This is a genomic window from Microbacterium luteum (genome assembly GCF_015277875.1).
GTDB classification, from domain to species: Bacteria; Actinomycetota; Actinomycetes; order Actinomycetales; family Microbacteriaceae; genus Microbacterium; species Microbacterium luteum.
Genome location: NZ_CP063814.1, coordinates 1,275,581 through 1,290,087, shown reverse-complemented (window position 1 = coordinate 1,290,087; position 14,507 = coordinate 1,275,581). Strand labels below are relative to the sequence as shown.

Sequence of the window (14,507 nt, the reverse complement as noted above, 5' to 3'; positions counted from 1 at the left end):
AGCTTGAGGTCATGTCGTTTGAGGAAGTCGATTACCGCCCCGTGTTCGGTCGCGTGCTCGCCGTGATCATGGGGATCGTCTGCGCCGCGGGACTGGGCTCCCTCGTGTGGAGCGGGCCGGGTGATCTGCTGCGCTACGGCTGGCCGATCGCCCTGGTGGCGGTGGTGGCGTGGGCGCTGTTCTGGAGGCCCCGGCTGCACATCCAGGTGCACGGGATCACGGTGGTCAACCCGTTCCGCACCTTCTTCGTGCCGTGGCCGGCCATCCACGCGATCGACACACGCTACTCGCTGTCGCTGCAGACGGCGCGCCGTCGCGTGTCGGTGTGGGCGACGCCAGCGCCCGGTCGCCATCGGCTCTTCGGCCTGTCTCGTGCCGACTTCGACGGCGTCTCCGCGTCGGCGCGAGGCGCGCACGGGAGCCTGCGACCGAGTGACGCCTCGAGCGTCCCCAGCGGCAACCTCGCGCAGGTGATCCGTCAGCACTGGGACCGCCTCGAGTCCGAGGGGGCCTTCGCCCACGGGGAGGACCCGGAGGCCGCGACGGTGACGTGGCACTGGGCGAGCCTGACCACCGTCGCGCTCCTTGCGGCCGCGACGGTGATCGGTCTGATGGTCTGAGCGCACGTCATCGCTCCGGGTCGAGCGGCTCGTGCCGTCCGTCACCGGGCTCCTCGGGGCGGGGATCGTGATAGTTGGTCACATCTCCCGTGAACACGGCTTCGCCGCCGACGGTCACGGTGTGCTGCTCGCCACCCTCCGAGCCGGCGGCCCCGGCGGCGACGGGCGCCACCGGTCCCCCGGCGCGACCGGCACGAGCCATCGCCCGCTCGCTCGGCATCTTCTTCTGACGCGGGTCGAAGGCGTCACGCAGTCCGTCGCCGATGAAGTTGATGCACAGCGCGATCGCGATGATGAACAGGCCCGGCCACCAGAACAGCCACGGCCGTGTCGAGAAGGCGGCCCGATTGTCCGACACGAGCTTTCCGAGCGACGTGTCCGGCGACTGCACACCGAAGCCGAGGAAGCTCAGCGCCGACTCGAGGAGGATGGCACCGGCCATCAGCAGCGTCGCGTTGACGACGATCACGCCGACGGCGTTGGGAAGGATGTGGCGGAAGATGATCCGCCGGTCCCGCGCACCCGAAACCCGCGCCGCGTCGACGAACTCGCGCTCGCGCAGGCTCAGGAACTCGCCTCGCACCAGGCGCGCCATCGACGTCCACGCGAACAGGCCGATCACGACGCCGAGCACCGCGGCGCCGAGGTTGCCGAACGCGTTGCCGAGCACCGAGCCGATCACGATGAGCGGAATGGTGATGACGATGTCGGTGAAGCGCATCAGGACCGAGTCGGTGGCCTTGCGGTAGTAGCCCGCGAGCGCACCGATGACGACACCGATGACGGTCGCCACGACTCCGGCGATGACCATCACCATGATCGACTGCTGCGCACCGCGCATTACGACGGCGAAGATGTCGCGGCCGACCTCGTCCTGACCGAAGGGGTGGTCGCCGAACTGGATGCCCGCGCCCCCGAGGAACTCGGGGAGCAGGCTCATCGTCGGGCGACCGCCGTTCTCGACGGCGGGGATCTCGGTCCAGTCGTACTGCCACCAACCGGGGATCCGGAGCCCCCACAGGGTCACCCCGACGGAGGTGAAGGCGAGCAGCACGATGAAGATGAGCACGACCATGGCCGCGAGCGCGCCGCGATGGCGGAAGAACCGCCGACGGACGATCTGCCCCTGGCTGAGGCCCTCGGTCTCCTTCTGCTCGATGGAGACCTCGGCGCGAGCTTCCTTCTCGCTGACGTTGTCGTTCTTCGTGGTGTTCACGGGTCAGCCCACCTTGATCCTGGGGTCGAGCGCGGCGTACACGAGGTCGGCGACCAGGTTGAACAGCACGGCCAGCGCTCCGGTGACGACGAAGAAGGCCATCACGGGGTTGGGGTCGACGGCGTTGAGCCCGTCGACGAAGAGGCGTCCCATCCCGGTCCAGCCGAAGACGGTCTCGGTGATCACCGCGCCGCCGACGATCGCTCCCACATCGAACGCGATGATCGTCGTGATCGGGATGAGGGCGTTGCGGAAAGCGTGGCGGACCACGACGGTGCGCTGCGTGAGGCCCTTCGCCTTCGCGGTGCGGATGTAGTCCTGGTTCATCACTTCGAGCAGGCTCGCGCGCGAGTAGCGGGTGTAGCTCGCGAACGACACGAGGATGATCGCGATCGTGGGCAGCAGCAGGTGCGTGAACAGGTCGATCCCCTGCACCCAGAAGTTGCCGCCGAGACCCGGGGTCGACGCGCCGACGGTGGCGATCGGACGGCCTCGGATGCGGCTGGAATTGGAGTAGGCCTCCCAGTACTGCATGTACTTCTCGAGGGCGATGAAGGCGGCAACGAGCACACCGGTCAGGGCAGCCGTGCGCACCACCGGTCCGCGATCGGCGCCGCCCAGGAACCAGCCGACCGCGCCGCAGACGAGCACCGTGGCGACCGCGTAGACGACGAACAGTCCGAGGGTCATCCCGTTCAGGAGGGAGGTCATCATCGGGTAGTAGAGGGCGATGCCGGCCCCGGCGATGCCGAGGGCCACGTACAGGGCACGGCGGTTCTGCAGTCCGGTGGACACCGCTGTCACACCGAAGGCGATCCCGATCGCGAGCGCGCTGTAGACGACGATGCCGATGCTCGGGTCGGAGAACCAGCGAGTAAGCGACAGGTAGGTCATCACGGCCCCGGTCGCCAGCGCGCTGATGCCGAAGATGATCAGCCGGCGCTTCCAGGTGCCGCCGATGACGGACATCCACAGCAGACCCGCCAGCAGCGAGACGACGATGATGACGGGTATCGCGAACGTGGGGTCGGCGAGCCAGTTGTTGATCTCGATGGCGCCGTACTGCTTGAGGAGCACCGCGACCCAGAAGATCGGAAGCGAGAAGAAGAGGAAGGAGAGGAAGGTGACGAAGTAGTCGAAGCCGCTGTACTGGCGCAGGGCGGAGACGATGCCGACCGAGATGCCGAGCACGATGGCGACGATCGTCGCGGTCGTGACGAGAGTCAGCGTCGCGGTGATGGCGTTGCCGAGGAGCGCGTTGACGGGCTGACCCTGCACGCTGACGCCGAAGTCACCGCGGAAGATTCCCCCGAGCCAGAGGAAGTAGCGCAGCGGCGGGGGCACGTCGAGGTTGAGAAGCCGCGTGCGGGACTCGATGAGTTCCGCCTTGTTCGGGGCGTTGGACTGCCTGAGCTCGTCGAGGGGATCACCCGCGAACGAGGTCAGGATGTACATGAGGAAGGTCGCGGCGAAGAGCACGAAGATGGACGCGATCAGTCGCCGGATGATGAATGAAGCCATGGTGTGGCTGCCTGCCTATCGGTCTGTCAGCACAAGCGTGCGGCCCGGGGGCTCCCCGAGCCGCACGCTCGATCACTGAGAAGTGTACGTGCGGGCGGCGGGCCTCGGCCCGCGCCCACCCGGTCCGCCGCGACCGTCAGGCCGCGGCGAACCGGTGCGGATCACTCCTCGGTGGCGCTGTCGGTGACTGCCCAGTCCCAGGCGTTCCAGAAGATCGTCGGGGCGAGGATCGACGGGTCGATGTTCTCCACGCGATCGCTGAAGGCCGTGACCTCAGGGAACTGGTAGATCGTCACGCCGTAGAAGTCCTCCCACAGCAGGCGGTCCATCTCGACCTGAAGATCGATCTGCTCCTGCGGGTCGAAGGCGACGTTCAGCTGCGAGATGATGCTGTCGACCTCCTCGTTGGAGTAGAAGTTCAGGTTGTTGATGCCGTTGGTGACGAAGGTCGGCAGCGAGTTGGTGACGCCCAGGCTCGTGGACTGCCATCCGAACAGCGACGCGTCGTAGGCGCCGGGCGTTCCGAGCAGACCGCCCCACTCCTCCGAACCGCAGTCGGTGACATCGAAGCCGGCCTCGTTGGCCGACGCCTGGATGAGCGCGAACTCGTTGACGCGGCGCGGGTTGTTCGAGGCGTAGAGGATGCAGACCGAGGTGTCGGTGACACCCGACTCCTCGAGCAGCTGACGCGCGCCCTCGATGTCGACCTCGGCGTAGTCGGCCGACGTGTTGTTCGCGGCGGACTCGTCGTAGCCCTCGGCGCCCGGAACGAACAGCTGCGAGTCGCGCAGGATCGCGTCGTCGCCGATGATCGGCTTGATCAGCGTGTCGACGATCTCCTGTCGCGGAACCGTCATCATGAACGCCTCGCGCACCTGCGGGTTGCTGAAGATGTTCTCGGGGTTCTTGCCGTTGTCGAACTGCAGGTCGACGTGCTCGTACGTGCCGCCGAGACCGGTGGTGACGGTGATGCCGTCGATCGCCTCGAGCGCCGTCGTGATGTCGGCGGTCGCCTGCGGCTGGATGATGTCGACGTCACCGTTCTCCAGCGCCTGCACCGCGGCGAGCGGGTCGGGGATGAAGCGGATGGTGATCTCTTCGATGTTCGGCGAGTTGTCACCGGAGTACTCGGGGTTCGCGGTGAGGGTGACGTACTGGTCGGCGACGTAGTCGCTGATCATGTACGGGCCGCTCGCGGTCACGAGGTCGGTGTCCTCGGGCATCTCGGTGAAGTTGAAGCCCGAGTTCCAGAAGGAGGCCATCGGCGCAAGGGCGGCGGCGTCCTCGGACTCGATCGCGTCGAGGACGGCCTGCTTGGCCTCGTCGGCGTCCTCGATGTCGAGGGACTTCTCGGCGATGATGTGGGCCGGGAGCGGGGACGCGAAGACGAGGTCCCAGTCCACGAACGGCTCGTTGAACGTCATCGTGATCGACCGGCCGTCGTCGCCGATCTCCGGGGTCTCCGTGACCAGGCCCATGCCCGAGTCGGGAGTGGCACCCGAGTCGAAGTAGACGACATCGGTCGGGAACGCGTCGGTGAATTCACCGGTGTCGGGGTCGACGAAGTCGTTCGGGTCGAAGTCCGGCGTGTCCAGCGCGCGCGAGAGCGCGGCCCAGTTCAGCATCAGGTCGGCGGCGTCCACAGGAGTGCCGTCGGACCAGTTGACGCCCTCGGCGACGGTGTAGGTGACCGTCAGCGGGTCTTCCGACACCAGCTCGTAGGTGCCGAACGAGGTGTTCTGCACGAGCTCCGGGGTGTTGTTGTAGTAGTTGAACCCGTCGAGCACCAAGTAGTTGATGTTGTTGTTCGCCGTGGCGTTTCCGAACGACGTGTTGCCGTTCATCGAATAGAACGCCTGGTTCCATGCGGCGGTGATGGATGATCCCTCGACCAGACCCGAGTCGCCGCTGTCGCCGCCGGGCGCGCAGCCCGAAACCACCAGGGCTCCGACCGCGGTGAGGCCCACCGCCGTCGCGAAGCGCTTGATTCTCACTATTCCTCCTGTGCAGGTTTATGCGCCTGACCCCGGGTATGACCCGGCTCAGGCGCGGATGGGAAAACCCTAAGCACGGGGTGGGAGATGGTCAAAACATCCTTGGCAAACGTTACAGAGCCTTAACTCAAGGCGACCGGAATGTGACAATCTGACAACGTGACGTCGTCCCCCGCCCCCGACTCTGCACGTTTCGGCAACGCTCGCACGTGGTGGGAGATCGGTCTGGTCCTCGCCGTGACGGTGGGACAGTCCGCCGTCTACAGCCTGCTCACGCTCGTGCGTCGCCTCCTTGTCGAGACTCCGCTCGGGCAGCAGGAGGCGCAGCTGAACACTGCGCGCGACGACCTCGCGCTGTGGGATGCCCTCTATCGGCTGCTCGACCTCTTCTTCGATCTCGCCCTGGTCGCGCTCGTGATCTACCTGCTGTGGGAACCCGGGAAGAGCGCTCTGCGCCGGATCGGCCTGGACTTTTCCCGCTTCGGCGGCGACCTCGGCCGCGGAGTGCTCCTGACGGCCGCGATCGGCATCCCCGGGCTGGCGCTCTACGCCGCCGGACGCGCCCTCGGTGTCACCGTCTCGGTGGTGGCCTCGCCCCTCGACGCGGCATGGTGGACGATCCCGCTCCTCGCCCTGTCAGCGCTCCGGGCGGGACTGACCGAGGAGGTCATCTTCATCGGCTACCTCTTCGATCGGCTGCGGCGTGTGGGGTGGTCGACGTGGACGATCATCCTCTCGACCGCCGCCCTCCGCGGCGCGTACCACGCCTACCAGGGCTTCGGAGCGATCGTCGGGAACATCGCGATGGGTGTCGTCTTCGGCTGGTGCTACCACCGCTGGGGTCGCGTCATGCCTCTCGTGATCGCCCACACGCTGCTCGACGTCGTCGCCTTCGTCGGCTATCCGCTGGCCGTCGCCCTTTGGCCGGCCCTCTTCTGACCCCCGACCGCCGAGACCCGGGTGTCGGACGCGAACCCGGGTCTCGCAACGGGGTCAGGCGAAGGCCTCGGGCGGCGGGCAGGCGCACACGAGATTGCGATCGCCGTAGGCCTGGTCGATGCGACGCACCGGCGGCCAGTACTTCGTGCGCACGAGGCTGCGCACCGGGAAGACCGCGGTCTCCCGGGAGTAGGGATGCGGCCAATCGGCCGCGGCGATCGATGCCGCCGTGTGCGGGGCGTTCACGAGGGGGTTGTCGCCGACCGGCCACTCCCCCGTCGCGACGCGGTCCGCCTCGCCCTTGATCGCGATCATCGCCTCGACGAACCGGTCGAGCTCCGCAAGGTCTTCCGACTCGGTCGGCTCGACCATGAGGGTGCCCGCCACCGGGAACGACATCGTCGGGGCGTGGAAGCCGTAGTCGATGAGTCGCTTGGCGACATCGTCGACCGTGATGCCCGTCGACTCCCGCAGCGGCCGGAGGTCGAGGATGCACTCGTGGGCGACGAGGCCGTTCTCCCCGGCGTAGAGCACCGGGAAGTGGTCCTTCAGCCGCGCCGCGATGTAGTTCGCCGCCAGCACCGCCGACGCCGTGGCCTCGGTGAGCCCCCGCGTTCCCATGAGGCGCACGTACGCCCACGAGATCGGCAGGATCGACGCCGAACCGTACGGCGCCGCGGAGACGGGGCCGCCGTCGAACGCGTGCCCACCGGCATGCTCCGCCCGCTGCGCCTGCGGGTGCGACGGCAGGAAGGGGGCGAGATGGGCTTTCGCGGCGACGGGTCCGACGCCCGGACCGCCGCCGCCGTGCGGGATCGCGAAGGTCTTGTGCAGATTCAGGTGCGAAACGTCGCCGCCGAGGTCTCCGAAGCGGGCGAACCCCAGCAGGGCGTTGAGGTTCGCGCCGTCGACGTAGACCTGACCGCCGGCGTCGTGCACCGCCCGTGTGATCTCGATGACGTCGTGCTCGTAGACCCCGTGCGTCGACGGATAGGTGATCATGAGCGCCGACAGCTCGTCCCGGTGCGCCTCCACCTTCGAGCGCAGATCGTCGAGGTCGATGTTGCCGGCCTCATCGCACGCCACCACGACGACCCGCATGCCCGCCAGCACCGCCGACGCGGCGTTGGTCCCGTGTGCCGACGACGGGATGAGGCACACCGCGCGCCGATCGTCACCGCGCGAGCGGTGGTAGCCGCGGATCGCGAGGAGGCCGGCGAGCTCGCCCTGCGATCCCGCGTTCGGCTGCAGCGAGACGGCGTCGTAGCCCGTCAGGTCGGCGAGCCACTGCTCGAGCTGCGTGACGAGGTCGAGGTATCCCGTCACGTGCTCGGCAGGCGCGAACGGATGCATCCGCGCGAACTCGGGCCAGGACACCGCGGCCATCTCGGTGGCGGCGTTGAGCTTCATGGTGCACGACCCGAGCGGGATCATCCCGCGATCGAGGGCGTAGTCACGGTCGGCGAGCTGCTTGAGGTACCGCATCATGGCGGTCTCGGAGTGGTGGGTGGTGAACACCGGATGCGTGAGGCAGTCGTCCGTGCGCCGCAGCGCCGCCGGGAAGGACTGCGCCGCGGCCGTGCCGACAGGCCCGCCGGCGGGCGCCGCCCCGGCGTCATCCGCGCCCCCGAACGCCGCCAGGAGGTCCTCGACGATCCCGCGCGTCGACGCCGAGACCTCATCGAAGCTCACCCCGACGGTGCCCTCGTCCACCCGGCGAAGCAGGATGCCGCGCGCGCGGGCGGCGTCGATCACGGCGTCGGCGTTCGCCACCCTCACCTGGATCGTGTCGAAGAACGATTCGGCGAGCACCGGCAGCCCCCGCGCCGTGAGCGCGTCGGCGACGAGCGTCGCCTGCCCGTGCACCGACCGGGCGATCGCACGCAGGCCCTCGGGGCCGTGGTAGACGGCGTACATCGCCGCCATGACCGCCAGCAGCACCTGCGCGGTGCAGATGTTCGACGTCGCCTTCTCTCGACGGATGTGCTGCTCGCGCGTCTGCAGGGACAGGCGGTAGGCGGGGGCGCCGTCGGCGTCCTGCGACACGCCGACGAGGCGTCCGGGAAGCTGACGCTCCAGGCCGGAACGCACCGCCATGTAGCCGGCGTGCGGCCCGCCGAAGCCCATGGGCACGCCGAATCGCTGGGTGGTCCCCACGGCGATGTCGGCCCCGAGCGAGCCGGGCGAGCGCAGCAGGGTGAGCGCGAGCAGGTCGGCGGCGACGACGACGCGACCGCCGGCATCCTTCACCGCGGCGATGACCTCGGCGGGGTCCCACACCTGCCCGGAGGCTCCGGGGTACTGGATGAAGGCGCCGAACGCGTCACCGTCGACCGAGGCGCCTGCGGTGAAGTCGACCGGGCGCAGCTCGATCCCGAGCGCCGCGGCGCGGTGAGCGAGGAGAGCGTGCGTCTGCGGCAGCGCGTCGGCGTCGACCAGAAAGACGTTCGAGGGGCTCTTCGACGCGCGTCGCGCGACGAGCATGCCCTCCACGACCGCGGTCGATTCGTCCAGCATCGATGCGTTCGCCGTGTCGAGCCCGGTGAGATCGGTCACCATCGTCTGGAAGGTGATGAGCGCCTCCAGCCGCCCCTGGGAGATCTCGGGCTGATAGGGGGTGTAGGCGGTGTACCACGACGGGTTCTCGAACACGTTGCGTGCGATGACCGCGGGGGTGTGGGTGTCGTGGTAGCCGAGCCCGATCATCGATCGCGCGACGGTGTTGCCGTCGGCGAGGGTGCGCAGCTCGGCGAGCGCTTCGGCCTCGGTGGCGGCCTCGAGGTGCAGGCCGGCTCCGTCGGCGAGACGGATGGACGCCGGAACGGCCGCCTCCAGGAGAGCGGCGGTGTCGGCGTAGCCGATCGTGTCGAGCATGACCCGCTGGGCGGCACCGTCCGTGCCGATATGGCGGGCGGCGAAGGCCGCGGCTCCGCCCGTCACGCCTGCCCGCCGGTGAGCTTCGCGTACGCCTCGTGGTCGAGGAGTCCGTCGACGGCGGCCGGGTCGACGGTGAGCTTGATGAGCCACCCCTGGCCGAAGGGGTCGGAGTTCACCAGCGACGGATCGTCCACGGCGGCGTCGTTGACGGCCGAGACGGTTCCCGTCAGCGGCGCGTACAGTTCTCCGACCGACTTGGTCGATTCGATCTCGCCGCAGACGGCATCCGCGGAGACCTCGGATCCCACACCGGGCAGTTCGACGAAGACGATGTCGCCGAGCTTCTCGGCGGCGAAGGCGGTGATGCCGATGGTCGCGGTGTCGCCGTCCAGGGCGATCCATTCGTGCTCGGCGGTGTACTTCAGGGCGGTGGTGTCGGTCATCGGTTCCTCCGGTAGAAGGGCAGGGCGGTCACGGTCGCGGGGATGCGGGTCCCCCGCACGTCGAGGGCGAGGGCTGTTCCGGGCTCTGCCTGGGCGGGGTCGACGAAGGCCATCGCGATCGGATGGCCGAGCGTGGGGCTCAGGGCGCCGCTGGTGACCTCGCCGACGATGTCGTCTCCGGCCAGTACGGCGTAGCCCGCACGAGCGGCCCGGCGGCCCCCGGAGACGAGCCCCACGAGCACCCGCGCCGCCGGGTCCTGGGCCTCGGCGAGCGCTGCCTTTCCGACGAAGTCGTCTTTGCCCATCGCGACGACGCGGCCGAGCCCGGCCTGAGCGGGACGGACATGGCGGCCGAGCTCGTGGCCGTAGAGCGGCATGCCCGCTTCGAGGCGAAGGGTGTCGCGCGCGGCGAGTCCCGCCGGAATGAGCCCTTGGGGCTCTCCCGCCTCCAGGACGGCGTCCCACAGCGCAGGCGCGGCGTCGGCGGCGATCAGGAGTTCGAATCCGTCTTCGCCGGTGTAGCCGGTGCGGCAGACGACGACGGTCGTGCCCGCGAACGCCGCTCCGCGTGCCGCGTAGGAGCCGAGATCCGCGACCGCCCACTCCTCGGGCACGCCGTCGCGTCCGACCGGCGGCGCGACGAGCTCGAGTCCGCTCACGTCGGCGAGGATCTGCGCGGCCCGGGGACCTTGGAGGGCGATCAGCGCAGAGACGTCGGAGACGTCTTCCACGCGGGGCTGGGCTCCGGCGACGAACGCGAACGAACCACTCTCGTCGGCGGCGCTCGCCGGAGTGGGTGCCGGGAAAGCGCGCAGCCGCTCGTCGAGCGCACTGCCGACCGCGTCGCGGTTGCCGGCGTTGGCGATGACGAGGAACCACTCCTCACCGAGGCGATAGACGATGACGTCGTCGACGATGCCGCCCGATTCGGTCAGGACGAGTGAGTAGGTGGCCTTGCCGATCGGGAGCGCCGAGAACCGACCCGCGAGGGCGTCGTCGAGGAAATCGCCGGCGCGGGGGCCGGTCACGAGGAATTCCGCCATGTGCGAGATGTCGAACAGGCCCGCCGCTTCGCGCACCGCGCGGTGCTCGGCGAGATCCGACGAGTAGCGCACCGGCATGAGCCATCCGCCGAAGTCGGTGAAGGAGGCGCCGAGTGCCTGGTGGCGCGTGTGCAGCGCCGTGGTGCGGGGGTCGGTCATGAGTTCTCCCGGTCCGGTCGGGCATCCGTTCGGACGAGCGGATGTGAACTCCCCCTCTGTCATGGGCCTGAGAGATTCGTCGAGGCACGGATGCCCGGACTTTCACCATCGGCGGACCCCGCGTGCAGGGTCGCTTTCCAGAGTCGGCCAGATCGGAGCGGTACGCATTACCTGAGAGATTGGCGGGGAGGCTTGCTCCTTCGGTGCCCGGTCACCCGGGGCTCTCCCGACCCGATCGTCGGCCTGTGTTGACGTGTCCGACCAGCATAGCCAGTCGGTCGAGACGGGGAACAGTCTTTCGCCGGAGTGGCGCGGCCTGCGATCAGCTCGTGCAGTCGCCGGAGGAGACCGGGTCCGTCAGACCCGGAGCGGCGGCGGCGACGTCGACGAGCTCCGTGTTGGTCGCGGCATAGCCGCGGGTGTCGTCGTTCTGCCCACGTGCGAAGACGATGCCCACGACGACCCCGTCACCGGTGAGCACCGGTCCGCCGGAATTGCCGGGACGCACGAGCGCCTCGAGGGTGTAGATCTCCCGGGGCTCGGACCGGTCGGAGTAGATGTCCGGGACCGGAACGGTGCCGGTGGAGAGCACCTGCGCGTTGTTCTGGGTGAAGGGCCCGCCCAGCGGGTAGCCCTGCACGACGGCGGCGGACCCGGGAGTGAGCACGTCGCCGAGCGCCAGCGGCTCGGCATCGAGCCCGTCGACGGCGATCACGGCGATGTCGTCGACGGCGTCGAAGTACACGACACGACCGGCGAGCGCTTGGCCGCCGGGGAGCTGCACGAGCGGCTCGTCGACCCCCGCGATCACGTGTGCGTTCGTGACGACGCGATCGGCGGCGATGACGAACCCGCTCCCGGTGGAGCTCGTGCCGCACGCATACGCGGTGCCGGAGACGCGCGCGACGGATGCCGCCGCGGTGGCGAGTTCGGGGTCGTCGAGGGCGATCGGCGGCTCCGTCGCCTCCGCCTGCGGCGCAAGCAGCTCCCCCAACCGGGGGATGCCGTCATCCAGCACGATCGCGCGAAGCTGTGCCATCGCCTGCGACACCGGCGTCGGCGTGTAGCGATCGATCGTCTGCAGCACCTGCGAGGATCCGACCGCCGGAGCGAGCATCGGCGCGCCGGTGGCGGTGACGCTCGCGCCGATGAGGGACAGGGCGAGGGCGGTGGCCACCACGCCGGCGGCCGCCCCGAGCAGCCGGTCGATGATGCGCAGCGGCGTGCGGTCGACGCCGGAGCGGATCCTGCCGGCGATGCCCGCGCCGATCGCCGTCCCGCCGAGCACCAGAACGAGGGCGAGCCCCACGACGACGAGCGAGCGCCACTCGGGATAGGGCCACGCATCGTTGACCAGGGGCACGAGCCACCACGCCGCGAGCACGCCGACGACCAGGCCGATGAGGGAGCCGAGACTGGCGATGAAGCCGCGCACGGCGCCCACGATCAACGCGATGACGAGCATCACGATCAGCACGATGTCCAGCAGCAGCACGAGTCCTCCCCCTCGCACCCTAGACGCCACAGCTATGAGACCGCCGGGCGGTGCCGACGGAGCCGCGGTTGGACTTCTGGTTCCATCGACACTAAGATCGGTCGCGGAGGTAATGGTCATGGTGACACGAAGTTCCGAGACCGGTGATGACGTCACGCGCGTCGCCGTCTCGACGGTCATCTTCACCGTGCGCCGTCGCGGCGACGCGATCTCGCTCAGCCTGCCTCTGGTGCGCCGCACCCGCGATCCCCACGAAGGACGGTGGGCGCTCCCCGGAGGGTGGCTCGACATCTCCGAGGGGCTGGATGCCGCCGCATCGCGGACGCTCGCCGAGACCACCGGTCTCCAGCCGAGCTACCTCGAGCAGCTCTACGCCTTCGGCGACGTCGACCGCTCCCCCGGCCGCGTCGTCTCGATCATCTACTGGGCGCTGCTGCGCCAAGACGACGTGGATGCGCAGCTGGCCGCCCACGCCGCGGCCGGCGACGCTCCCGAGAACGTCGCGTGGTTCGATGCGACGGACCTGCCACGGCTCGCCTTCGACCACAACGAGATCGTCGACTACGCGCTGTGGCGCCTGCGCAACAAGGTCGGCTACAGCCGCATCGCGCACGGCCTCCTCGCGGACGAGTTCACCCTCGCGGAACTGCGCGAGGTCTACGAGGCGATCCTGCGCCGGCGCCTGGACCCCGCGAACTTCCGGCGTCAGGCCGAGGGCTCGGGAACGCTCATCCCGACCGAGCGGTTCCGCACCGGAAGCCACCGCCCCGCCCGCCTCTACCGCTACAACCGCGACGTCGAGCTGGCCGATCGCGGGCCGCTCGGCGCGCGCATCTGACCGCCACCATCGAGAGAAGAGAGGACGCCATGGCCGCCACCCCCGTCACGCTGCAGCCCCGTCCCACCGACGCTTCCGTCGACCACCTCATCCAGCGCATCGTCGCCGGCTCCGACCCTGCCGACACGTGCTCGACAGACCTCGCCGACGGCCCGTGGGAGATCGATACCCGACCCGGCTACGGCCCCGGCGCGTCGATGGGCGACGTGATCCCCACCGGCGCGCCCCGGCAGGGCGAGCTGCCCGCCGAGTACCGCGAGGCGAGCGACGCCGAGCTCGACGCACGCATCCGCGCCGCCAAGGACACGCTCGGAGACCGCGTCGTCGTGCTCGGGCACTTCTATCAGCGCGAAGAGGTCGTCACCCACGCGGACTACGTCGGCGACTCCTTCCAGCTCGCGAACGCCGCGCTGGAGCACCCCGATGCCGAGGCGATCGTCTTCTGCGGCGTGCACTTCATGGCCGAGACCGCCGACCTGCTGTCCGGGCCGGAGCAGGCGGTCATCCTCCCGAACCTCGCGGCGGGCTGCTCCATGGCCGACATGGCCGACATCGACCAGGTCGAGGAGTGCTGGGAGCAGCTCGAAGAGGTCTATGGAGACATGGCCGCCGTCGATTCGGACGGCCGCGTGCCGGTCATCCCCGTCACGTACATGAACTCCTCCGCCGCCATCAAGGGCTTCGTCGGCCGCCACGGGGGGATCGTGTGCACGTCCTCGAACGCGCGCACCGTGCTGGAGTGGGCGTTCGAGCGCGGACGCCGCGTGCTCTTCTTCCCCGACCAGCACCTCGGACGTAACACCGCGAAGGCGATGGGCGTGCCCCTCGAACAGATGCCCATGTGGAATCCGAACCGACCGCTCGGCGGCTCGGACGAGGGCACGCTCGACGCCGCCCGCGTCATCCTGTGGCACGGATTCTGCTCGGTGCATCGGCGCTTCACCGTCGACCAGATCGACAAGGCACGCGCGGAGCACCCCGGGGTGCGCGTCATCGTGCATCCGGAGTGCCCCATGGCCGTCGTCGACGCCGCCGACGAGTCGGGATCGACGGACTACATCCGCAAGGCCATCCGGGCGGCCGCGGAGCCGACGACCTTCGCCATCGGCACCGAGATCAACCTCGTGCAGCGGCTCGCCGCGGAGCACCCGCAGCACACGATCTTCTGCCTCGACCCGGTGGTCTGCCCGTGCTCGACCATGTACCGCATCCACCCGGGATATCTCGCGTGGACGCTCGAGGGCCTTGTCGCCGGGCGCGTTGAGAACCGCATCACGGTGCCGGCCGAGGTGGCCGATCCCGCGCGTGTCGCGCTCGAACGGATGCTCGCCGCCAAGCCCCCGGCGGCGTGAGGTGAGACCC

General features: G+C 69.3%; 11 protein-coding genes and 1 riboswitch. Of the genes, 4 read left to right on the top strand and 7 right to left on the bottom strand.

Annotation, left to right across the window (positions count from 1 at the left end; translation table 11 throughout):
* The first annotated feature begins 11 nt into the window (after positions 1-11).
* The gene (locus tag IM777_RS06270; protein ID WP_071042918.1) at positions 12-620 is read left to right on the top strand and encodes a PH domain-containing protein; all 609 of its coding nucleotides are present in this window, start codon (positions 12-14) and stop codon (positions 618-620) included.
* A 7-nt stretch (positions 621-627) separates the two neighbouring features.
* On the opposite strand, the gene IM777_RS06265 is transcribed toward IM777_RS06270, so the two are convergent.
* The 3 genes from IM777_RS06265 to IM777_RS06255 all read right to left on the bottom strand — a co-directional run bounded on the left by IM777_RS06265 (position 628) and on the right by IM777_RS06255 (position 5,351).
* Positions 628-1,836: an ABC transporter permease gene (locus IM777_RS06265; protein ID WP_194384969.1), complete on the bottom strand. Its 1,209-nt coding sequence runs from the start codon at positions 1,834-1,836 to the stop codon at positions 628-630.
* 3 nt (positions 1,837-1,839) lie between these two features.
* On the bottom strand, positions 1,840-3,357 hold the full coding sequence (locus IM777_RS06260) for an ABC transporter permease (RefSeq protein WP_071042916.1): 1,518 nt from the start codon (positions 3,355-3,357) through the stop codon (positions 1,840-1,842).
* A 161-nt stretch (positions 3,358-3,518) separates the two neighbouring features.
* A complete protein-coding gene (locus IM777_RS06255; protein WP_071042915.1) occupies positions 3,519-5,351 on the bottom strand; it encodes an ABC transporter family substrate-binding protein in 1,833 nt (610 codons plus the stop codon).
* Between the two features lie 159 nt (positions 5,352-5,510).
* On the opposite strand from IM777_RS06255, the gene IM777_RS06250 reads away from it, so the two are divergent.
* Positions 5,511-6,290: a CPBP family intramembrane glutamic endopeptidase gene (locus IM777_RS06250; RefSeq protein ID WP_071042914.1), complete on the top strand. Its 780-nt coding sequence runs from the start codon at positions 5,511-5,513 to the stop codon at positions 6,288-6,290.
* Positions 6,291-6,344: 54 nt separating this feature from the next.
* Here IM777_RS06250 and gcvP read toward each other — a convergent pair whose 3' ends face one another.
* The 4 genes from gcvP to IM777_RS06230 form a co-directional block, all read right to left on the bottom strand.
* The gene (gene gcvP, locus IM777_RS06245; RefSeq protein WP_237673326.1) at positions 6,345-9,164 is read right to left on the bottom strand and encodes an aminomethyl-transferring glycine dehydrogenase; all 2,820 of its coding nucleotides are present in this window, start codon (positions 9,162-9,164) and stop codon (positions 6,345-6,347) included.
* Between the two features lie 62 nt (positions 9,165-9,226).
* A complete protein-coding gene (gcvH, locus tag IM777_RS06240; RefSeq protein ID WP_071042913.1) occupies positions 9,227-9,610 on the bottom strand; it encodes a glycine cleavage system protein GcvH in 384 nt (127 codons plus the stop codon).
* Positions 9,607-10,812 carry a glycine cleavage system aminomethyltransferase GcvT gene (gene gcvT, locus IM777_RS06235; protein ID WP_071042912.1) on the bottom strand — a complete coding sequence of 402 codons (1,206 nt, stop codon included), beginning with the start codon at positions 10,810-10,812 and terminating at the stop codon, positions 9,607-9,609. The genes gcvH and gcvT overlap by 4 nt, the downstream gene beginning before the upstream one ends.
* 148 nt (positions 10,813-10,960) lie before the next feature.
* A riboswitch (glycine riboswitch) is annotated at positions 10,961-11,051 on the bottom strand.
* A gap of 83 nt (positions 11,052-11,134) precedes the next feature.
* Complete coding sequence (locus tag IM777_RS06230; RefSeq protein WP_228480976.1) at positions 11,135-12,325, bottom strand: MarP family serine protease; 1,191 nt, start codon at positions 12,323-12,325, stop codon at positions 11,135-11,137.
* Between the two features lie 94 nt (positions 12,326-12,419).
* On the opposite strand from IM777_RS06230, the gene IM777_RS06225 reads away from it, so the two are divergent.
* Complete coding sequence (locus tag IM777_RS06225; RefSeq protein ID WP_083336351.1) at positions 12,420-13,145, top strand: NUDIX hydrolase; 726 nt, start codon at positions 12,420-12,422, stop codon at positions 13,143-13,145.
* A gap of 29 nt (positions 13,146-13,174) precedes the next feature.
* Complete coding sequence (nadA, locus tag IM777_RS06220; RefSeq protein ID WP_194384967.1) at positions 13,175-14,497, top strand: quinolinate synthase NadA; 1,323 nt, start codon at positions 13,175-13,177, stop codon at positions 14,495-14,497.
* Positions 14,498-14,507 lie beyond the last annotated feature (10 nt).